This window comes from Mariprofundus ferrinatatus, from assembly GCF_002795825.1.
GTDB lineage: Bacteria > Pseudomonadota > Zetaproteobacteria > Mariprofundales > Mariprofundaceae > Mariprofundus > Mariprofundus ferrinatatus.
This window is the reverse complement of record NZ_CP018800.1, coordinates 355,861-376,382: the sequence shown is the minus strand read 5'-3', so window position 1 is coordinate 376,382 and position 20,522 is coordinate 355,861. Positions and strand designations below refer to the sequence as shown.

Below are 20,522 nucleotides of genomic sequence, written 5' to 3'. Positions count from 1 at the left end.
GCAGGTGGAACTATTGTAGACTAATCATAGGAGTATGTCGCCTGGACATACCAGCGCTGCTGCTGCTGGGTTGCGTACTGCATCGAGTTACTCTCATTCTCCACATGCTTCAGCTTAAGCATGTCCTGTCCGACAACGCTGATCTCAAGCTCATCTGAGGGTTTGTAAGCTGCACGAAGGTCAAGCCGGTGATGACCGGTAACATTGTTGTCTCGAAACGGACCATAAAAATAGAGGTTGGCATCAAGTTCCAGACTTCTCACCGGGCTCCAGCTGCTTCCAACATGGAACCGAACCTTGGGATCCTGCTCCAGGTTTGAGCGAACAGTCCAGACGGTTTCACCGTCAGCAATCGGGTAATCGACATAATCCTGATTCAGAAAGGTTAAGGAGCCTTTAAGGGTCAGACTATCTGAAGCCTCGAGGCGGAAATTGGCCTCAAAACCATCCGCCTTGCCGTTAAGCACATTCCTCAGGTATTCAGGTACGATCGCCTGCGGAATAAGAGGATTGGCCAAGCTCCTGTCCTGCCAGGTGTCAGGTACGCCCTTATAGATAATCTTGAAGGCAGAAACCTCTATCAGGCTCTTTTCAGTAGGTCGCACACGACCACCGATTTCGTATGTCTTCACATGTTCGGTCCGCACATTGCCATCACCCGTCTGCCTGACCAGACAGGCCACCCTGGTGACTGGTGAGGTCCAGCACCCGGAAGCCTTCCGATTCCAGCGCAGACCATTCTCCATCTCATTCGGAGTGCGTGCCGATTTGGATGCAGCCACCCATATCGCCCAGTCATCATCCGATGCAATAGCGCGGATGCTTGGTTGCGACTCCCATTTCGTGAATGAGTTCTTCTCCACCTTTACACCACCAATAATTCGGAACAGGCCATCAAACATGGAGAGTTCATCATTGATAAAGAACGACGTGAGGCCGGTAGTGCGCGACGGCATCTGAAACTGGGGCGTGCTATCAAAGCGGGATCTGGTCCCTCTCAGGTTTGCACCCAGTGAGATATTCTGGTTTGCAACATCACTGAAATCGAACTGAAGATCCGCATCAACTGTCTCTTTCTTCTCTCGGATAATGCGCGTATGCACCTTGTACTGATCGTAAAAGAGCTGCCCCTTAAAATCGATGCCCGGCATCAGCTCGTTTTCCAGACGAAACACTATGTTCTTACCGCTGTAGCCATTATGGCTGCGTGAGAACTCGACAAAATTCAGAGGTGTCGGGTTTGGCATCCAGTAACCGAACTGACCGGAATGAATCTGGTAGGCATCGCCATGCAGGGAAACCCTGGTCGCCGCACTTGCCTGCCAGTCGAGGCGGAAGCCTTGCTGCTTCATACGCCTGAAATCAGGCATATCAGAACCGGCAGGATAGCCAAAAGAGTCAACGTTCGCCAAACCGCCATCCCTCGTTTCACGCATGGCATACAGCCTGTAATCGAGTCCGCCACTGCTTGCGCCGTATCTGATGTTGCCAAAGCCTTTCTCTTCCGTACCTGCACCGGCGGTAACACGTAAACCCTGGGATTTACCCGCATGTTTGGTGATTATGTTAATCACACCGTTCACGGCATTGGAGCCCCAGATTGCACCGCCAGGCCCGCGCACCACTTCGATGCGATCAATCTCCTCCAGCGGGTAGTTCTGGGCTACCCACCATACCCCTGAAAATGTCGTGTTATAAATCGGGCGGCCATCAACCATGACAAGAAGAAGATCTGTCCAGAAGTCGGTCTGACCACGGATTCCTATCTGAAACTGATTGGCATTTGTTTGTGTAACCTGCATACCGGGCGCCAGCCTCAAGGCATCAGGGATACTTCTGACGCCCGAGCGCCTGATATCATCACTGGTAATCACGAAAACGGCACCCGCTGTTGCCATGTAGCGCTCTTCACGTTTGGAGAGGGTCGTCACATTAACATTCACCAGATCTTCAATGTTCATGGCGAGAAGGTCATCTGTGGAATATTTTTCAGCAGCTGTAGCCCACGATGACACGGACACCGACAAAAGCAGCGAAAACAGCACCCCTGCCGGGTACCTTAATAACAAGCCAATCCTCTCCATGAGCCTCTCCCCCTCTCAATCCCTGATCCCATAAAAGCAAGCAAGAATGATGCCTCCCAAACCTCTCATAGCCAACACTTGAGTTCCGCAGATCCGCATTCAGGCAATGGCCGGTCAGCCTGAAAGTAATCCTCTGCGTCACTTACCAAAGGAAGCGTGAGCATTAACCCAAGCAGGGTTCTCTTCCATGAGAATATGGTTGTCATCACTCTCCCCCTTTAATCTCCATTCAAACAGATGCCAAGCACCTGTTGCAGTGATTGCAGTGAAAAGGGCTTTTGCAGGAATGCATCTGGCGGCGCATCGTCAAACTGGCTGCTGACTGATTCCCCCCTGTAGCCGCTACAGACCACCACGGGCACCTTGATTCCCATCTCCCTCATCTTCGACAACGTCTCCCTGCCATCCATTTTAGGCATTGTCATATCAAGAAATACGGCATCAATCTGATGTTTATGTTCCCGATAACACCTCAACCCCTCTTCCCCGTCAGCGGCAAGCAGCACCTTAAAGCCGAGCTTATTAAACATCCTTTCAAAGATGGATCGTACCATCGCCTCATCATCAACCACCAAGATGGTCAGATTATTATCAGCCAGCTCCTCGTGGTCAGTATCGCCATCCACGACCTCGACGGCTGGTGCTTCCAGATAGACCGGCAACAGGGCCCTGAACCTTGTCCCGGAGCCGGGACTACTCTCAACATGAATGGTTCCGCCATGGGAGCGCACGATACCGAGAACAGCACTCATGCCCAGGCCCCGCCCGGTGAATTTGGTGGAAAAGAACGGGTCAAACATTCTGCCCAAGACCTGTTCATCCATGCCGCAGCCGTTATCAATCACCTCAAGGAAGACATACTCCCCTTCAGGCCGTTTCTCCTCCATGAAGGGTGAGTCCAGCTCCCTTCTGCCGGCGTGAACTGAACCGGTTGAGACACGAATCTCTCCACTGCTCTTCTCATCCATTGACTCTGATGCATTGGTAATCAGATTCATGATGATCTGCTGCATCTGGGTTTTATCGGCAAAAATCGGTGGTATATCTGCCTGCAGGTCAAACGTAATAGCGACCTTCTTGGAGACTGAAACGTCTATCAGGTGAACCGTTTCCTTAACCAGGGAAGAGAGATTAACAGACTCCCGGATGAGCGCGCCCTGACCGGAATAGGCAAGCATCTGGCGGCAAAGGTCTGCCGCACGGACACTGCCGTTGATAATACTTTTCAGCTCCCTGTCGACCGGAAGGTTGGAGTGCTGGTTCAGCTCTGCCAGCTCCGCATTGCCCATGATCCCGGCGAGGATATTGTTAAAGTCATGGGCTATGCCGCCGGCCAGAACCCCCAATGACTCAAGGCGCTGAACGTGAGCCATTTTCTTCTCCATCTCCTGCTTCCGCTCCTCTGCCTCAACAAGCAGGGAGATATCCCTTACCACTCCCTCAATGGCTTTGGCCTCCATATTGCCATCGAGAACCAGATGGGCGGATATGGAGCTCCAGACTGTTTTGCCCTGCCTGTGCTGCAACTGGATTTCATGGTTCATCATCACACCATCGTTTGCGGACAGGGCCGCCACCGCCTCTGAAAAGGGCGGACTGTCAGGCCAGAACAACTGCATGGGCTTGCCGATGGATTCATCAACGCTGTACCCAAGTAGAGGCGTGATCGCACTGGATACCCACTCAACAGAGCCATCGGTTGCGATGCGATAATAGACATCCATCATATTATCGAGAGTCGACTGCAGTTCATCACGCGCACTCTTAAGCTCCTGCGTTCGCTCAGACACCTCCACTTCCAGCCTCTTCTCGATCTCTTTCTGATCGGTGATATCCATGAAGGTACTGCAGAGCACCTCCTCTCCTTCAAAGCCAATCTGGCTAACTGAGAGTGAAATCCAGAAAGGTGTACCGTCACTCTTAACAGCCTCCATTTCATACCCGACGAGTGTCCCCTCATCTCTCAATTTCCCGATAACCTTTGATCTGTCTTCCGGGTGGCGATAATAGTTCAACGTGTGGAACACTTTTGATGCCGAGGGGTCGATAGCAAGCAGTTGGGCAACAGCCTGATTATAAAACAGCATCTTACCGTCACTTTTTCGGCTGATCAGCACAGGCATGGGTACCTGTTCGATAATACTCCTGAAGCGCCTCTCGCTCTCCTGCAGCTGCAGGTTCTTCTCTTCGATCTTCGCAAAACTGTTCTGAATTTCATCGGCCATCCTGTTGAAGCCGCTTAGAAGATCACTGGTTTCCCTGTTATATGCATACTCCTCTGCCCTCAATGAGTAGTCGCTCTTGGAGGCCATTTTGTGCATGACACTGGCCAGTGAGCTGATGGGCTTAGCGATCCTCCGCTGTAGAGTACTGGCCAGCAGTACGCCCAACAGGAGGGAGCCGGCCATCACCATGATCACCGTTAGCGCGCTGGCATTCTGGCTCTCTTGAAGGTAGTTGAGGCGTGACTCAAGATAGATCATCCCCACAGTATCCTCCTTGTGAGTAACCGTCCGGTAGAGATGCAAGCTACCATCATTGAAGGCGCTGCCGGGATTACTCCGGAAGTCGATCGCCTTGCCCAGTTCCGGAGATACATCATCAGCCGTATATGTGTACAGAACATCACCATCGCTTGTGAAAAGCTTTACAACGGAAATATCCGGATCGAACTTCATCGCCCGCAGTAGCTCACTAGCCATACGCTGGTCATTAAACATCAATGCAGGCCTGGCAGCCGAGCCGATGATGTCACTCTCAACAATCAGTACACGTTCAGCCTCTTGCTCAAGCAGGGTCCGGTTATAAATGCTCCATACAGCCCCCATGATCAGCACAGTTATCACCAGCGTGAGTATAAAAAACCGCTGGAGCTGTCGCTGAATAGAAGTAGAAGAGGTCCTATTCATTCTTCCTCCCAACCACATCACCCAACTGCAACAGCTGTGCGCTGATGTAGAGGCCAGCGCGTTCCACAGCCTGCAAATTGACCGCAAAGGTGAGTTTTTCGTTGTGATATTTGATTTCGATCATCCCGCCCCGTTCGGCAAAGCCAGGGATATCGGAAATAGTTAATATGGGGCGTCCATCAACAAGCTTGAGAAGGGGATCTAGCCCGCTCCACTCTGACTCTCCAATATAGAGCACTGAGCTACCCTGAATACAGGCCTCATCTTTACATGACTGCAGCTTCAGGCCGACCTGGCGTCCTGCTGGCTTGGCTGCAATCGCTTCGAGTATTTCCAGGATTCTGTCGTTGTTGAGAATATTAAGTGTTGTAGCTGAGTCGCCCTGCCCGGAGTCATTCTCGGGCCACTCCGTAAAACGTATAAAGTTAAAGATATAGACGGACTTCAAATCGTCCGCTCTGGCCTTAATCTGATCGGTCGCAAAGGAGGTGGCAGGCAATGCCATGCATAGCAGGAGGCAGATCGCAACCAGACTTTGGCGACCTGCTGTTCTCCACATGCTTCCTGCACGCTTTTGAGGGGCTCCGCCCTTCAACTTCAGAGGTTTAGAACAACCCCGAATAATACGCCACACCTAACCGATACCAGCCCCTTCTGTTGCTTTAATCATAAAGCATGGCATTTTTTTTCAAGTAATCAAATACGGACGGGAATCCCCTGCGCAGCAAGAAAGGCCTTGGCCTCGGCGATGGTGTAGGTACCAAAATGGAAGATAGAGGCAGCCAGTACCGCGTCGGCTCCGCCCGCCTTCAGCCCTTCAGCCATATGCTCGAGTGTTCCGACACCGCCTGAGGCCACTACATTGGCGGTAATGGCATCGGATACGGCACGCGTAAGCGGAATGTCGTAGCCGTTCTTGGTGCCGTCGGCATCCATGCTGGTGAGCAGTATCTCTCCTGCACCATAATCGGACATGCGCTTGGCCCACTCCACTGCATTGATGCCGGTCGGCTTGCGGCCGCCATGGGTGAAACACTCCCAATGATCCTCGACGCGCTTGGCATCAACCGCCACGACAATCGTGGAAGAGCCGAAACGCTCAGCCGCCTCTTTGACCAGTTCTGGTGTAAAGATCGCAGCGGTATTGATAGAGACCTTGTCGGCTCCGGCATGCAGCAGGTTCTCGATGTCGGAGAGCGCCTTCACACCTCCGCCAACGGTAAGCGGCATGAATACGTGTTCCGCCACCTCGGTCACCATGTGATAGAGGGTGTCGCGGCTCTCGTGGCTGGCGCGAATGTCGAGAAAACAGAGCTCATCCGCCCCCTGCTGATCATACTTGACCGCAGCTTCAACCGGATCGCCCGCATCGATGATATCGACAAACTGAACACCTTTTACAACACGGCCGTGTGCCACATCAAGGCAGGGAATGATGCGTTTGCTCAGCATTTGATACGCCTCAGGACACGCTTCCCTCTGAACCCAATCGCTTCGCTTACGAGCTCACCACATTCGCTTGCCCTGCATCGTGCAGGAAAGAAAGAGTTCCGTTTCATGCGCCAAGAACCTTCATGGCCTCTGCAAAGTCGATAGTTCCCTCATAAATCGCTCGACCGGTAATGGCACCGCAGATGCCGTCATTAACGTGCGCTGCGCAGGCGGCCACATCGTCCATCCTTGCCACGCCGCCGGAGACAATCACCGGAATGGAGATCGCCTTGGCCAGATTCACCGTCTCCTCGATGTTCGGGCCGGTCAGCATGCCGTCACGGGCAATGTCGGTGTAGATGATCGCCGATACGCCTGCATCTTCGAACTTGCGCGCCAGATCAACCGCCTTCACATCGGTGACATCATCCCATCCATGTACGGCAACCATGCCGCCTTTGGCATCGATGCCGACACATATCTGCCCTGGGAATGCCTTGCACGCCTCTTCCACCAGCGATGGATTGGAGACTGCAATCGAACCGAGAATTACACGATTGATGCCAAGGTTCAGCGTACCTTCAATCATCGCAAGGTCACGCAGTCCACCACCAAGCTGAACCGGGATATCGAGGGCGTCGCAGATGCCGCGAATGGCCGCCCGGTTGGCCGGCTTGCCGGCAAAAGCGCCATCAAGGTCCACCACATGCAGGCGCGTGGCTCCCAGCGACTGCCAGTGGGCAGCCATGGCGGCCGGATCATCGCCGTAGTCGGTGGCATCATCCATGCGCCCCTGCTTCAGTCGCACGCAGTGCCCCCCTTTCAGGTCGATGGCGGGAATAAGTTCGAACGTCTTTATGGATTCCATTGCAGGAATGCCTCCAGTAGTGCCAGGCCAGCGCCCTGACTTTTTTCCGGGTGGAACTGCACACCCACAATGTTGTCACGACCGATCGCGGCTGCGAACGGGTAGTCGCCGTAGGAGCAGGCCGCAAGCAGGTGATCCGGATTCTCGGGCATGCAGCAGTAAGAGTGCACATAATACACCTGCTTACCCTCCAGAGGCTGCAGCACCGGATGCTTCTCTTTTTCAGATGAGAAGATCACATCATTCCAGCCCATGTGCGGAATCTTGAAGCCGCGTGCCGCGTGATCCTCAGGAAATCCCCTGACCACACCGGGAATAAGGCCCATGCCGGAATACCTGCCAAATTCATAAGAGAGGTCCATCAGCACCTGCATGCCGAGGCAGATACCGAGAAACGGCTTGCCTGCATTAACTTCACTTCTGATTGCCGTCTCCATGCCGCTGGCTTTCAGCGCTCCGATACAGTCGCGGAATGCACCCACCCCCGGCAAAACGATACGGTCGCACTGTTTCAGTGCTTCGGCATCGGCAACCAGTTCAACCTCGCCGCCGGCCTTTTCCAGTGCCTTGGCCACCGAGTGCAGGTTGCCCATGCCGTAATTAATAAGTCCTACTTTCATAAGTCCTTCTTAAGAAACTCTTGCATACTCCCCGCACGATGCGGGGGCGGGCGATTCACACGAGCCCGTATGTGAACGTACCGAGACCGGAGCCATGGATGGCAAAGGGCGGAGCAACAAATCAGAGGGCGCCTTTGGTGCTCGGAATGCCTGACTGGCGCGGATCGGACTCAAGCGCCATGCGCAGTGCACGGCCGAATGCCTTGAATACGGTCTCGATGATGTGGTGGTTGTTATCGCCACGAATCGCATCGATATGCAGCGTGATGCGTCCATGGTTGGCAACCGCCTGAAAAAACTCCTTGAACAGCTCCACATCAAAACCACCGACTGTCTCTTTCGGGAATTGAATATTGTACTCAAGGCCCGGACGTCCTGAAAAATCGAGTACGACACGCGACAACGCCTCATCAAGCGGCACATATGCATGTCCATAGCGCACGATGCCGGCCTTGTTGCCAACCGCTTCCCTGAGTGCCTCACCGAGACAGATGCCGATATCCTCGACCGTATGATGCGCATCAATCTCAAGATCTCCCTTGGCATCGACATTCAGATCAATCAAGCCATGGCGCGCAATCTGCTCAAGCATGTGATCCAGAAACGGAATCGAGGAGTTAAGATCGGCACTGCCCGATCCATCCAGATTCAGGCTCAGTTTGATCGAAGTCTCTTTGGTGGTGCGTTCAATTGCTGCCTCTCGACTCATGCCACTATCCCCCTCATTGCGGCCAGTACCGCATCATTCTCTTCATGACTGCCGACCGTGATGCGCAGACAGTTATCCAGCAGCCTGTCTGAACCATGCATGTTCTTAATCAGGATACCGGCCTGCCTTAGCGACTCGAACACAGCATTCGAATTCTCCACCCTGACCAGCAGGAAATTGGCCTGGGAAGGGAATATTTCAATGCCCTTCATATCAGCCAGTGCTGCCGCCATGCGTTCACGCTCATCGCGGAGCTCAGCCACCTGCTTCTCAAACACATCGAAATGGTCCAGCAGGAAGGTTGCCGAAGCCTGAGTCAGGGCATTGATATTGTATGGCATACGCACCTTGTTCAGCTGTGCAATCACCTCTGCATCACCTAGCAGGTAACCCATTCGCAAGCCTGCCCAGCCCACCTTTGAAAAGGTCTTCAACACCATCACATTGGGGCCGATAAGATGGTTGTGGGTGCGCTCAGAAAACGGGCCATAAGCCTCGTCAATGACCAGCATGCCGCTCATTCCCCGGGCAATCATTTCGACCTTATCCTGACGCCAAAGATTGCCTGTCGGATTGTTCGGGCAGGCAAGGAAAGCAACCACAGCCTTCTCGCGTGCACACACCTGCAAAAAGTGTTCCTCTTTCATGGTGAAATCTTCAGCCAGAGGTACTGTCGCCACAGGGCGCTTCAGCCACTGTGAAACCAGATTATACATGACGAATGTCGGGCTCGGTATCACACATGTTCCCGGAACAGTGGCAATCAGGATCATCTGAATGATTTCATCCGAACCGTTGCCCAGCAGCACCTGCTCAGGCTCCACGCCTTCATGGCTGGCAATCTTGGCCCTCAGCTTATACATATCGGCATCCGGATAACGGTTGATATCCACGCCTGCCAGTTTCTCTGCCCACTGTTTACGCAAATCATCCGGCATGGAGAAAGGATTCTCCATCGCATCGAGCTTAATCATGCCGCTGCTGTCCGGCACGTGATATGCCGATAGCGCTTTGATATCGTTTCTTATCATGCTTTCTCTTTCAGGCGTAGCTCAAGGGTCAGCGCATGCGCCTGCAGTCCCTCTCGGTGCGCCAGGTGTGCTGCAGCCGGACCGATTGCCTCTACGGCCGCGCGCGTGGCGCGAATCACGCTACTGCGCTTCTGGAAGTCATACACACCCAGCGGACTGGAGAAACGGGCCGTGCGGTTGGTCGGAAGAACATGGTTCGGGCCTGCAATATAATCGCCGAGCGCCTCCGGCACGAAATGGCCGATAAAGATCGCTCCGGCATGTTTGATCATCGGCAGGATTTCGTCCGGATTCTCAAGTGCCAGCTCCAGATGCTCGGGAGCAATCACATTAACGACATCTGCCGCCTCTTCCCAGTTCTGCACATGAATCAGCGCGCCGTGCGACTCGACAGAGGCTCGCGCAATCTTGCTGCGCGGCAACACCTGCAGGTGCGCCTCGATCGAGCGGGCCACTTCAACGAGAAGATGGGCGTCTGTGGAAACCAGGATGCTCTGCGCCGCTTCATCATGCTCGGCCTGCGAGAGGAAATCGGCAGCAATCCATGCCGGATCACCGCCATCGGCCACAACCACAATCTCGGAAGGGCCTGCAATCATGTCGATACCACAGGTGCCGAACACCTGTCGCTTGGCCGCTGCTACGAACTTGTTGCCGGGACCAACGATCTTATCAACGGCAGGAATGGTTTCAGTACCATAAGCAAGGGCTGCAACCGCCTGCGCACCGCCTACCGCGAAACCGCGCTGCACGCCGGAGACGAATGCCGCGGCCAGCACCAGTTCGTTGATCTCACCACCCGGCGTCGGAACCACCATGACGATCTCTTCAACGCCGGCCACCACGGCAGGCACGGCATTCATCAGCACCGAAGATGGATAAGCGGCCTTGCCTCCCGGCACATAGAGACCGACGCGGTCCAGCGGGGTGATACGCTGTCCGAGTGTCATGCCGACGCTGTCGGTATACTCCCAGTCATCCTGCTGCTGATGCTCGTGATAGGCGCGGATGCGATCAACGGAGAGCTGTAGGGCTTCGCGATCCATATCGGATACGGCATTCCACGCCTTTTCCATACGTTCGCGGCTGATCTCAATGGTTTCACCCGTACAGGCCCAGCCATCAAAACGTTCGGTATATTCACAAAGAGCCGCATTACCGCGCTTTTTGACGTCGGCAAGAATGCCCGCTACCAGATCCTGTACATCGGCACCTGTATCGGCCTCGCGTGATAGCAGTGCATCCAGCTTTTCTGCAAAGCCCTCCTGCTGCGAATCCAGTCGAAGAATGTTGCTCATAATCCTTTCCTTATCCCTTATCTCTATCGTTTACTGCTTGCCTAAGCTTCTCAATGATCGGCTGAATCTGCACCTTACGCGTGGCGAAGCTGGCCGGATTGACGATCAGGCGGCTGGAGATGTCGCACAATGTAATCTCCTCAATCAGCCCGTTAGCCTTGAGTGTGCTGCCGGTTTCAACCAGATCAACAATGCGCTCAGCCATGCCCACCAGTGGTGCCAGCTCCATTGAGCCGTAAAGGTGTATGATCTCCGCCTGCACTCCCTGCGACATGTAATAGTCACTTGCCAGCTGATCATACTTGGTTGCTACCCGGATGCGGCTGCCGCGTTCAGGAGGACCAGCCTCAACCAGGGCTTTCGGACCGCAGACACAGAGCCTGCAGCGTCCGATACCAAGATCGAGCGGCTCAAACACATGCGGGTGATATTCGAGAAGAGAATCGCGCCCGGCCACACCGATATCTGCAGCGCCCTGCTCAACATAGGTGCAGACATCCGCGGCACGAATAATCAGGAAGCGGACCGGCTTGCCGTCGATATCGCCATCCACCATCAGCTTGCGCGTCTTCTGCACATCCTCATACAGCGTTACACCTGCTGCCTCGAGCAGCGGTAGTGTCTGCTCAAGAATGCGCCCTTTTGAGAGGGCAATCGTTAACGGTCGGGTATCAGACATTCAGCGTGCTCCCTGCACCCAGTTCTCACTGGCACTGTGCCGCTCGATTCTCGCTCCGAGCCGGCTCAACTTCTCTTCAATTCGTTCATAACCGCGGTCAATATGGTAAACGCGGGAAATGGTGGTCTCACCTGTTGCTGCCAACCCTGCCAGCACCAGTGATGCGGACGCGCGCAGATCGGTTGCCATCACCGGAGCGCCGGATATCTTTTCCTGACCGGTCACCACAGCGGTATTACCGTCAAGCCTTATCCTGGCACCCATGCGGGCCAGCTCCTGCACATGCATGAAGCGGTTCTCAAAGATCGTCTCACGGATCACACTGGTTCCATCGGCCAACGTCATCAGCGCCAGAAACTGAGCCTGCAGGTCGGTAGGGAAGCCGGGATGCGGAAGCGTGTGGATATCCACTGCCTTCAGCCGCCCCTGCGCCTTGCAGCGGATATAATCCTCGCCGGTTTCAACAAGCGCACCGGTGTCGCGCACCCGAGCCAGAAATGCCTCAAGCATGGAAGGGTCAATCTGGGTTACGGTCACATCCCCGCCGGTAATCAGCCCGGCAGCCAGATAGGTAGCCGCTTCAATTCGGTCGCCGATCGTGGTCATCTCACCACTTTCAAGACGGTCGACACCCTCGATCCTGATGCTGTTCGATCCATCGCCCTCGATTTTCGCCCCGAGACCGCGCAGTGACTCAGCCAGATTGACGATCTCAGGCTCACGCGCTGCGTTATCGAGAACCGTGACACCCTTCGCCAACACGGCAGCCATCATCAGGTTCTCAGTACCAGTCACTGTCACCTGATCGAATACGATATGTGCGCCAGAGAGGCCGTTCGGGGCACGGGCGATAATATCGCCCTGCTCAACCTCGATCTCGGCCCCCATCGCCTCAAGGCCTTTCAGATGCATGTCGATAGGACGTGCGCCGATGGCACAGCCACCCGGCAGACTCACCTTCGCCTCGCCGAAGCGGGCCAGCAGCGGGCCGAGCACGAGTGAGGAGGCGCGCATGGTCTTCACCAGTTCGTAAGGCGCCTCGGACTTGGAGGCGGGTCGCGTGTCTACATGCAGGCAGTACTGGTCATCATAAGCAACATCTGCACCCTGCCATGCCAGCAGTGTCATCATCGTAGATATATCTTTCAGGTGCGGGATGCGGTGATAGGTGACGGGGCCATCGACAAGGATCGATGCGGCAAGCAGCGGCAGCGCCGCATTTTTTGCGCCACTGGCTTCGATTGTTCCGGACAGCACATTGCCACCCTGAATGATGATTTTATCCATTAAATTCTCGCAACATAAAGGAGCCGAACGCTAGCCGTTCAGTCGCATCTGAACAATGTTTTGAAGCCCTTGGCCCTCAAACAGCAGGCGCAGGGAGTGGAGTCTGCGCTTCGGTCAGTACTCCCCGCCTTCGTCCCACATTGAACTCTCAAACATCAATGTTCGATTTCTGCCCTGCTCCTTGGCTTGATAGAGTGCAATGTCGGCGAACTTCACTGTGGCCCAGAACCCCTCGCTTTTCTCGCCGGGGAAGAGTGCAATACCAACAGAGAGCGTCTTCTTCAGCGACCCCTGAGGCGTTGCAAACTGCGTGCCCTCCATCTCCTTACGAATCCTCTCAGCAAGCAGCATGCAGCCATCGGCATCCGTATCAGGCAGCAACACCATAAACTCCTCGCCACCGAAACGAATAGCCAGATCAGAGGTGCGAATTGTGTTCTTAAGCAGTTCGGCAAGACCCTTGATTACCTGGTCACCAACATCATGGCCATAGTTGTCGTTCACCTGTTTGAAGAAATCGACATCAACCATAAGTACGCCGAGTGTCGACTTCTGGCGAATCGTATTGGCAGCCAGCACCTCAATGTAATCCTCTAGGAAGCGTCGATTGTAGAGGCCCGTCATCGGATCCCTCATGGCGGTATCTTTCAGAGATTGCATCAGCTGGCGCGCCTCAATTACAGGTGCCGCTTCGTTAAGATAGATGCTAGCTGTCTGCTCAATGTCGGGAAGACGCTGAACATCATCCTCGGACATGACAACCTGCAAAATTCCCCCTACGCGCCCGGAGAGCATCATCGGGATACAGACATGCTTCTGTTCACCTCCGCAGAAGCGACTACATATCTGCGGATTATTAATACTGGACACGCAGCCAGCCGTCCGTTTTGCCCTACACGCCTGGGGAGAGACAAGTATCTCCGGGTCACACCAGAGCCCAGCCTCTCCTTCCACCCCTTCAACGAACTGAGGCTTCAACCCCTCCGTCTCACCATCAATGCTGTAAAAGGAAAAGCTAGTGAGCTCGAAATGCTCCCCCATCACGCGGCGGATTCGTGCATATATCTCATCCAGGTCGAGATCATCCTCAACCGCCTGCTTGAAACGTGCAGCCCCAACCATCTCGTCAACAACATGCACGGTGTGGGTCAACAGGTTCTGTCCATTATTACTGGTGCTTGTGCGATCGCCAAGGGAACTGATTGACGCAGAAATCTTGCCCATGCTCTGCTCCAGCGTATCCATCAAATTGTTGGTCTGCGTCGCGATCTCTCCGATCTCATCGCTACTGGCTGCCGTAATACGCCCCGAGAAGTCACCCTTCTCAGCCTGAACCACTACACCTCGCAAGCTCTCAGCAGTGGCGACCACAGGCTTGAGCAGGCGCTTGAGGAAATAGCCAAGCGCTAAGCCAAACACAATCAGAAGAAGTACAATTGGCACAATCGCAAGGGCCTCAGATTTCTCCATCTCTTCAAGCGAAAAGCCAAGCGTAACCGCGCCGTTAACCGCTCCCTCGGGAACATCATGGCACTGCATGCAGTTTAGCGTCCCTGTACTGCTGGCTATATAGGGGATTGTAATTCGGTAGACCGGAGCGTCATCCACAGCAATCAGAGACTCCTCCCACTTGCCAGTAGCAAGCACCCGCTTCTCCATATCGAGCCTGGCCTGTTCACCATTTTTCCCGGGCCCGAACTGATGAATGACAGGCTCCCCTCGCATCACACGAACATCCACCAACCCCGGAATTGTACGCATCCGCTTGAGTAGCATCTCGCGCTCTTCTATCACCCCCGTACGCATCTGCTCGGTCAGCGTGATTCGCAGCATCTCAGCAGCCATGCGACCCTGCTCACGAATGGTTCCCATGCTGAAATAGTTGAAAGACTGGATCGTCAGCACCGAAAAAATAACGATCAACACAAAGGAGACAACCGCAGTAAACCAGAAACTCTTCTTTCGCAGCGTCATACACCCCCCTTCTCCAGCAGCAGATATCTCCCTGGCCAGCAATTGCTACAACAAAGAGATCTGAAACTCCATCGGATGGATGGCAAAAGACTTAAGCCAGAGGAGAAAAAAATGAGCCATGATCACCCATTCACAATAAAATCACCCCAAATCCGCATGAGATTCGGATGACTTTTGTCCGAACTATCCGCTAGCCTTGCCCGCCATGTCCGTCTATACCGAACTCACCAGATCCGATGTTTCTGATATTCTCGCTGATTACAATCTCGGCACACTGACCTCATTTGAAGGCATTGCTGCAGGCATAGAGAACAGTAATTTCTTTGTCGAAACCGAGGGGAGTGAAAACAGCGCCCGCTTTGTCCTGACCATTTTCGAACGCATGAATGCAGAAGAGCTCCCCTATTTCATGCGCCTGATGCATCACCTCGCCCACCATGGCCTGGCATGTCCTGATGTCATGCAGCGCAAAGATGGATCATCGCTCTTCGAAATTCATGGCAAGCAGGGGTGCATTGTTTCATGCCTGAGCGGCCGGACGCTTGACGAACTGAACAAAGAGCAGCTCTTCTCTTCGGGACGTGTACTGGCACAACTCCATCTGGCCGGCGCTGAATTTGAGGAGCGGCGCGGCAATCCGACCGGCATGCCATGGCTTGAGGAGAAGATTGCAGAGGTGCTCGACGGTACTCGAAGCACCTATGGTGAAGAAGCAGCCCGACTTCTAACGAACGAGCTGGCCTTTCAGCAATCCTGCTGCTGGGATTCACTGCCAAAAGGGGTGATTCACGGCGACCTCTTTGTCGACAATATTCTTTTTGAAGGCAACAACGCTTCGGGGGTGATCGATTTCTACTATTCCCATGATGCTCCCTATGCGATGGATATTGCCATCTCGCTTAATGCACAGGCTGTGCTGCTCTGTGAAGATGACAATGCGCGCATCGAAGCCTTTCTTGATGGCTATACTTCACTGCGGCCGCTGGATGAGGAGGAGAAGCTGGCGCTTCCACTGCTGCTCAGGCTTGGCGCATTGCGTTTCTGGGTATCCCGCCTCTACGATGCCCTGTTCCCTCGCGGAGGAGCCATGACCCAGACCAAGGATCCGGAGGAGTATCGCCACAAGCTTCTCTACCACCGCCATATTTAGAGCGCTGTAACCAACACCCCATCATTGCATTTCTCGCCTTCTCTGCTATATAAAAACAGCAGTAACAAAGGGAAGTAGGGGGCGGGATTATGTCAAAAAACATCATTCTCTGTGCCGACGGAACAGGTAACCTGGGTGGCTCCACGCCGGACACCAATGTCTACAAAATTTACAAGGCAGTGGATAAACACTACTCGGATGATAATACCAGTGAGCAGATCGCATTTTACGACAACGGTGTCGGCACACAGAAGAACAGGGTGTTTCGGGCATTTTGTGGCGCATTTGGCTGGGGCTTCAGTAGAAATGTAAGAGATCTCTACGAGTATCTTGCCAGAAATTACGCTCCTGGAGACCGGGTATACCTTTTTGGCTTCAGTCGCGGCGCCGCCACGATCCGGGCCTTTACGGGTTTTATCGCAGCCTGCGGATTGATCGATGGTAAAGATTTAAAACGCCGGGATTTAAAGAATCTCGTTGAAGAAAAATTCAAAGAGTACAGGAAGAGCAAAAAGGGCGAGCTACGGCACATCGATGAAATCAAAGGCGTGACCCATGGAACCATCGATATCCAGTTCGTGGGCGTCTGGGATACCGTTTCCGCCCTTGGCTTCCCGAGACAGAAAGATGCACCAGACCCTCTGTCCCTGCTCATTAAAACAATCTCCCCAGTTGTCGAGTCCATCACCAATGTTATTGCTCCGCACAGCTTCTATAACTACGACCTTACTGACAACCTCCGCTACGCTTACCATGCCATGGCGATTGATGACGAGCGGGCTGCATTCTGGCCAGAACTTTGGATTGAAGAGCGCATCCATAAGGTCTCCGGGAAAAAGGATGCCAAGACCACGGTTGAACAGGTCTGGTTTTCCGGCATGCACTCCAATGTAGGCGGCGGTTACGGTCGGGCCGGCATTGCCAACGTTGCCCTGTACTGGATGATGAAAAGACCAGGCCTTGAAGAGCTCCATTTCAATGACCTGGCAGGCAGTCCCGATATCGCACCGGAAAAAGAGCTGGCAGCAACATCCGTGGAAAGTGATTCTCACAATCATGCTATTGATAAGGTCTTCGATGAAAGCCATGCCCTTGGCCGCATCTACGACTCGCGTGAAGGGCTCGCCATCTACTACCGCTATCATCCGCGTGAAATCGAGAAGCTGTGCAAGGGCGAGAGGTATGATAACTCCATACCTGCGATTACTGGTGACATCAAAATTCATAGCAGTGTTATTGAACGCATCCGACACAGAACCGGACACTATGCTCCTGGCCATCTACCCGGTAAATTCAGGGTCGTAGACAGCAGCTCTTCTGCTTCATACTTCCTGAACCCAGGCAATCACGACAAGTGGGGAGAAACGCGAAAAACGATCAACACATATGTCCTCCTTCGCAAATGGCTTTACGCTGCAATGTTTGCTTTCACGGCAGTGATCATTGGGTCTGCAGGGAAATTATGGTTGGCTGGCAAAACATACCTTGGAGGAGATGGCATTCCAGGCCATATTGGTGATGTCCTGAACTATGTATTGCCTGATTTCTTTGGTGGACTGATCCAGATGGCCTTAATAGATCAACAGTATTACCTGTTAGGCGGAGTCCTTGTGTTCGCTTCACTTCTCGGATTGAAATTACACCTCAGTAAGCAAACGGTGAATGCCTGCGAAGATCTCCGGCACTGGCTTATTGATGCAATCAAAGCACACGAGAAAACCGGCTAGGCTTCCGCTGAAAATAGCGGAGAATCAGTCTGACGATTTATTCATACCAATAAGTTGAAACAGCTCAAGACGTGAAGAGGGGTTATTCATAAAGGCACCGGTCAGCTTTGAAGTGGTGGTCCAGGAGTTCGGCTTATGGACACCGCGGTGGCACATGCAGAAGTGCTGGCACTGGATAATTACGGCTACGCCTTTCGGGTCAAGCACCTCTTCAATGGCGTTGGCGATCTGCATGGTGAGCTTCTCCTGCACCTGCAGGCGCTTGGCGTAACCTTCGACGACGCGCGCCAGCTTTGATAAACCAACTACACGGCCGCGCGGGATGTATGCAACATGCGCCTTGCCGACAAACGGAACCATGTGATGCTCGCAGTGGCTGTGAACATCGATGTCGGAGACCAGCACCACCTCGTCATACCCTTCAACCTCTTCAAAGGTCTTTTCAAGGTGATCACGGGGATCCTCTTTATAACCGGAGAAGTGCTCGTGCATGGCCGCCAGAACACGTGCAGGTGTCTCCTTGAGCCCCTCACGACCGACATCTTCGCCAATATATTCGAGCAAGCCGCGCACATGCTTCATGCCTTCAATATTGATTGGATCGTTCAGGTCAAAGTCTTCACTCACGGCATACACTTCCTTTTCTCTTTCTGCGGGGCACCATAGCGCATTATGGGCAATTGCAACACCCAATTGAACTGCAGAAGCATAAGGAGCCCCCATGCTGACCATGGATATATTGCGTCACGGTGCCCTTGAAGGCGGCATCAAATACAGAGGGCAAATTGATGATCCGCTTACCGCCGATGGCCGCACAAGCATGAATCGCGTCTGGCTGCAGCTCAGGGATAAGATCGATGTCGTTGTCACCTCGCCACTTGCGCGCTGTGCAGGTCCTGCAACCGCATGGGCCGGTGAAGCCGGCATTGATTGCATTATCGAACCGCGCGTGGCTGAAATCCATTATGGTGAATGGGAGGGGAAAACCATCCCTGAGATTCAGCGGCGATATCCCGGCATTCTGGAAAAGTGGCGTGAAAATCCGGAGGGGATGAGACCTCCTGGTGGCGAATCCATCGAAGAGATGCTGGTTCGTCTCGATCAATGGTGGCATGAAATCCGTGAAAGCCATGAAGGGCGCCATCTGCTTCTCGTTACCCACTCCGGCTTCATGCGCCTGCTCATCGCCCGCACTCTTGGAGGCCCGATCGCAACCTCACGCCAGATTTCGATGCCCTATACATGCTGGAGCCGCATTTCACATGAGTCGGGCAGAACAGAACTGCTTTTCCATAACAGGCAAGTCACCTGAGAACGTGACCCGAAACACGGAAGCCGCTCTGTTATTCACCACAATTTCGTCCACAATGAGTTTCCGGTGCTCTGCAACGAGTCCCGGCCGGAGAGTTATATGAACCGTTTGCTGTATCGCTTAATTCCAGCCCTGCTTACCCTTGCCCTGCCTTTTAATCTGCAGGCTGCCGAGACCGGCGAGCCTGCCATACCCGCAACCGAAAGCGGCACACAGACCTCACCGGAGAACAGCGAAACATCCGCCGCCATTGAAGACACGGCCACGCCGGCAGCCGAAACTGTCGTACAAGAGACTACTGCTGCTGACAATGCGAACCCTGAAACCACCGAACCAAAGGTCGAAGCAGCCGGTGAGGCAGCCAGCACAGTTGTTGAACCTGCCGCTGAAAAAGCGAATGATGGAACCTTCAACATCGCCGCATTCGAGATTGAAGGCAACAACCTGCTTGATACCACAACCATTGAAAAAGCACTGCAACGATTCCTGGGAGAAGGCAGAGACAGGAAAGACCTGTTCAGCATCAGGAGCGCAGTGATCAACACTTACCGCAAGGCAGAACTGAAGGGTGTCGCGGTTGCAGTGCCGTCCCCAGCCGCCAATAACATGGTCATGATCAGGATCTATGAGGATGATATCAACGCCTACCCGGACCAGTCTAAAATGCGTGCTCCTGCAGCAGCCGTCATATCCCGCCCGGCAAAGACTAAACCGCAAACCTTTGCTGTTGCCTCCCTGCCGGATGACAACACCCCGACCACACAGGAGAACCCTTCCAGACAGCTGGAAGTTCAACAGCAGATTGCAGCATCCATGGCTGCAAGGACAGAGGCTGATAATTCATTCCAGCCGGTAGAACAGTCGAATGAAGCTGGCGAAAAACCGGTCCCTGAACTGGCAGTCAGTAAGAGTCCGGAACCGGCTGTTGAAATGCCAACCGTCGTATCGAATGAGGTAGAGAAGCCGGCCCTGCAAAAGCCAGCCGCGACCGAAGCTGTTCAGGTCGTCGCAGAGGCGGCAAAACCATCTGAGAAAAGACCGTCCGAAAAAAGCATTGCGAAAATAACTGAGGAGAAAACATCTGTCGTCGCCAAAAAGAAACCGGTGAGTCATGCTGAACCTGTTAAAGCGGAGCAGGCAGATAATGAGATGGCTTCAGATATTTCTGCTCCGGCAAGGGATGCGAGGAGCGGCAACTTTAATATTGCCAGCTTTGAGGTCTACGGTAACTCAGTAGTTAAAACAGCGGCCATCGACAAACTTCTCGAAGCGCATATCGGAACTGGCAAATCGTATGCCGATCTGGTTGAGGCAAAAACAGAGATCAGCAAGCTCTACCGCGCCAAGGGTTATAAAATGGTTGCCGTTGGCCTGCCTTCACGAATCTTTGGCGAGGCCATTCCGATCCGCATTTATGAGGCGGGCCGAAACCGCTAACCAGGC

At 53.7% G+C, this 20,522-nt stretch carries 17 protein-coding genes; 4 read left to right on the top strand and 13 right to left on the bottom strand.

The genetic code is table 11. The features are described 5' to 3' along the window. Positions 1 to 20 precede the first annotated feature (20 nt). From Ga0123462_RS01865 to Ga0123462_RS01810, 12 genes are all read right to left on the bottom strand, one after another. A complete protein-coding gene (locus tag Ga0123462_RS01865) occupies positions 21 to 1,961 on the bottom strand; it encodes a TonB-dependent receptor plug domain-containing protein (RefSeq protein WP_232726514.1) in 1,941 nt (646 codons plus the stop codon). Between the two features lie 341 nt (positions 1,962 to 2,302). Next, positions 2,303 to 4,930 (bottom strand): PAS domain S-box protein, encoded by a 2,628-nt coding sequence (locus Ga0123462_RS01860; RefSeq protein ID WP_198507362.1) that lies wholly within the window; start codon positions 4,928 to 4,930, stop codon positions 2,303 to 2,305. A gap of 55 nt (positions 4,931 to 4,985) precedes the next feature. Further along, the gene (locus Ga0123462_RS01855; protein ID WP_100264738.1) at positions 4,986 to 5,552 is read right to left on the bottom strand and encodes a YfiR family protein; all 567 of its coding nucleotides are present in this window, start codon (positions 5,550 to 5,552) and stop codon (positions 4,986 to 4,988) included. A gap of 137 nt (positions 5,553 to 5,689) precedes the next feature. After that, positions 5,690 to 6,445: an imidazole glycerol phosphate synthase subunit HisF gene (gene hisF, locus Ga0123462_RS01850; RefSeq protein WP_100264737.1), complete on the bottom strand. Its 756-nt coding sequence runs from the start codon at positions 6,443 to 6,445 to the stop codon at positions 5,690 to 5,692. 103 nt (positions 6,446 to 6,548) lie between these two features. Continuing rightward, positions 6,549 to 7,292 carry a 1-(5-phosphoribosyl)-5-[(5-phosphoribosylamino)methylideneamino]imidazole-4-carboxamide isomerase gene (hisA, locus tag Ga0123462_RS01845; RefSeq protein WP_100264736.1) on the bottom strand — a complete coding sequence of 248 codons (744 nt, stop codon included), beginning with the start codon at positions 7,290 to 7,292 and terminating at the stop codon, positions 6,549 to 6,551. Beyond that, positions 7,280 to 7,912, bottom strand: coding sequence for an imidazole glycerol phosphate synthase subunit HisH (gene hisH, locus Ga0123462_RS01840; RefSeq protein WP_100264735.1), 633 nt, complete (start codon positions 7,910 to 7,912; stop codon positions 7,280 to 7,282). The genes hisA and hisH overlap by 13 nt, the downstream gene beginning before the upstream one ends. A 121-nt stretch (positions 7,913 to 8,033) precedes the next feature. Continuing rightward, positions 8,034 to 8,621 (bottom strand): imidazoleglycerol-phosphate dehydratase HisB, encoded by a 588-nt coding sequence (gene hisB, locus Ga0123462_RS01835; protein WP_100264734.1) that lies wholly within the window; start codon positions 8,619 to 8,621, stop codon positions 8,034 to 8,036. Further along, on the bottom strand, positions 8,618 to 9,652 hold the full coding sequence (hisC, locus tag Ga0123462_RS01830; protein ID WP_100264733.1) for a histidinol-phosphate transaminase: 1,035 nt from the start codon (positions 9,650 to 9,652) through the stop codon (positions 8,618 to 8,620). Before hisC ends, hisB begins: the two co-directional genes overlap by 4 nt. After that, positions 9,649 to 10,950, bottom strand: coding sequence for a histidinol dehydrogenase (gene hisD, locus Ga0123462_RS01825; RefSeq protein WP_100264732.1), 1,302 nt, complete (start codon positions 10,948 to 10,950; stop codon positions 9,649 to 9,651). Before hisD ends, hisC begins: the two co-directional genes overlap by 4 nt. Before the next feature lie 10 nt (positions 10,951 to 10,960). Then, positions 10,961 to 11,629, bottom strand: coding sequence for an ATP phosphoribosyltransferase (hisG, locus tag Ga0123462_RS01820; RefSeq protein ID WP_100264731.1), 669 nt, complete (start codon positions 11,627 to 11,629; stop codon positions 10,961 to 10,963). Continuing rightward, entirely contained in the window at positions 11,630 to 12,916 is a 1,287-nt protein-coding gene (gene murA / locus Ga0123462_RS01815) for a UDP-N-acetylglucosamine 1-carboxyvinyltransferase (RefSeq protein WP_100264730.1), read from the bottom strand. 114 nt (positions 12,917 to 13,030) lie between these two features. Then, positions 13,031 to 14,890: a sensor domain-containing diguanylate cyclase gene (locus Ga0123462_RS01810; RefSeq protein ID WP_100264729.1), complete on the bottom strand. Its 1,860-nt coding sequence runs from the start codon at positions 14,888 to 14,890 to the stop codon at positions 13,031 to 13,033. Positions 14,891 to 15,095: 205 nt separating this feature from the next. On the opposite strand from Ga0123462_RS01810, the gene Ga0123462_RS01805 reads away from it, so the two are divergent. Next, positions 15,096 to 16,040, top strand: a complete 945-nt coding sequence (locus tag Ga0123462_RS01805; protein WP_100264728.1) for a homoserine kinase — start codon at positions 15,096 to 15,098, stop codon at positions 16,038 to 16,040. 89 nt (positions 16,041 to 16,129) lie between these two features. Next, a complete protein-coding gene (locus tag Ga0123462_RS01800; protein ID WP_100264727.1) occupies positions 16,130 to 17,767 on the top strand; it encodes a DUF2235 domain-containing protein in 1,638 nt (545 codons plus the stop codon). Positions 17,768 to 17,791: 24 nt separating this feature from the next. Here Ga0123462_RS01800 and folE read toward each other — a convergent pair whose 3' ends face one another. Next, positions 17,792 to 18,394 (bottom strand): GTP cyclohydrolase I FolE, encoded by a 603-nt coding sequence (folE, locus tag Ga0123462_RS01795; RefSeq protein WP_100266433.1) that lies wholly within the window; start codon positions 18,392 to 18,394, stop codon positions 17,792 to 17,794. A 94-nt stretch (positions 18,395 to 18,488) separates the two neighbouring features. On the opposite strand from folE, the gene Ga0123462_RS01790 reads away from it, so the two are divergent. Together Ga0123462_RS01790 and Ga0123462_RS01785 are read left to right on the top strand one after the other, a co-directional pair. Next, positions 18,489 to 19,079, top strand: coding sequence for a histidine phosphatase family protein (locus tag Ga0123462_RS01790; RefSeq protein WP_100264726.1), 591 nt, complete (start codon positions 18,489 to 18,491; stop codon positions 19,077 to 19,079). Between the two features lie 99 nt (positions 19,080 to 19,178). After that, positions 19,179 to 20,516 carry a POTRA domain-containing protein gene (locus tag Ga0123462_RS01785; RefSeq protein ID WP_100264725.1) on the top strand — a complete coding sequence of 446 codons (1,338 nt, stop codon included), beginning with the start codon at positions 19,179 to 19,181 and terminating at the stop codon, positions 20,514 to 20,516. Positions 20,517 to 20,522: the final 6 nt, after the last annotated feature.

What these genes read in the sequence shown, in the direction of transcription:
- hisA (WP_100264736.1), bottom strand. Translation starts at nt 7,292, where the DNA reads ATGGAATCCATAAAGACGTTCGAACTTATTCCCGCCATCGACCTGAAA.
- murA (WP_100264730.1), bottom strand. Translation starts at nt 12,916, where the DNA reads ATGGATAAAATCATCATTCAGGGTGGCAATGTGCTGTCCGGAACAATC.
- hisG (WP_100264731.1), bottom strand. Translation starts at nt 11,629, where the DNA reads ATGTCTGATACCCGACCGTTAACGATTGCCCTCTCAAAAGGGCGCATT.
- hisD (WP_100264732.1), bottom strand. Translation starts at nt 10,950, where the DNA reads ATGAGCAACATTCTTCGACTGGATTCGCAGCAGGAGGGCTTTGCAGAA.
- hisF (WP_100264737.1), bottom strand. Translation starts at nt 6,445, where the DNA reads ATGCTGAGCAAACGCATCATTCCCTGCCTTGATGTGGCACACGGCCGT.
- hisB (WP_100264734.1), bottom strand. Translation starts at nt 8,621, where the DNA reads ATGAGTCGAGAGGCAGCAATTGAACGCACCACCAAAGAGACTTCGATC.
- Ga0123462_RS01785 (WP_100264725.1), top strand. Translation starts at nt 19,179, where the DNA reads ATGAACCGTTTGCTGTATCGCTTAATTCCAGCCCTGCTTACCCTTGCC.
- Ga0123462_RS01805 (WP_100264728.1), top strand. Translation starts at nt 15,096, where the DNA reads ATGTCCGTCTATACCGAACTCACCAGATCCGATGTTTCTGATATTCTC.
- Ga0123462_RS01790 (WP_100264726.1), top strand. Translation starts at nt 18,489, where the DNA reads ATGCTGACCATGGATATATTGCGTCACGGTGCCCTTGAAGGCGGCATC.
- hisH (WP_100264735.1), bottom strand. Translation starts at nt 7,912, where the DNA reads ATGAAAGTAGGACTTATTAATTACGGCATGGGCAACCTGCACTCGGTG.
- Ga0123462_RS01800 (WP_100264727.1), top strand. Translation starts at nt 16,130, where the DNA reads ATGTCAAAAAACATCATTCTCTGTGCCGACGGAACAGGTAACCTGGGT.
- Ga0123462_RS01865 (WP_232726514.1), bottom strand. Translation starts at nt 1,961, where the DNA reads ATGAACATTGAAGATCTGGTGAATGTTAATGTGACGACCCTCTCCAAA.
- Ga0123462_RS01855 (WP_100264738.1), bottom strand. Translation starts at nt 5,552, where the DNA reads ATGTGGAGAACAGCAGGTCGCCAAAGTCTGGTTGCGATCTGCCTCCTG.
- hisC (WP_100264733.1), bottom strand. Translation starts at nt 9,652, where the DNA reads ATGATAAGAAACGATATCAAAGCGCTATCGGCATATCACGTGCCGGAC.
- Ga0123462_RS01810 (WP_100264729.1), bottom strand. Translation starts at nt 14,890, where the DNA reads ATGACGCTGCGAAAGAAGAGTTTCTGGTTTACTGCGGTTGTCTCCTTT.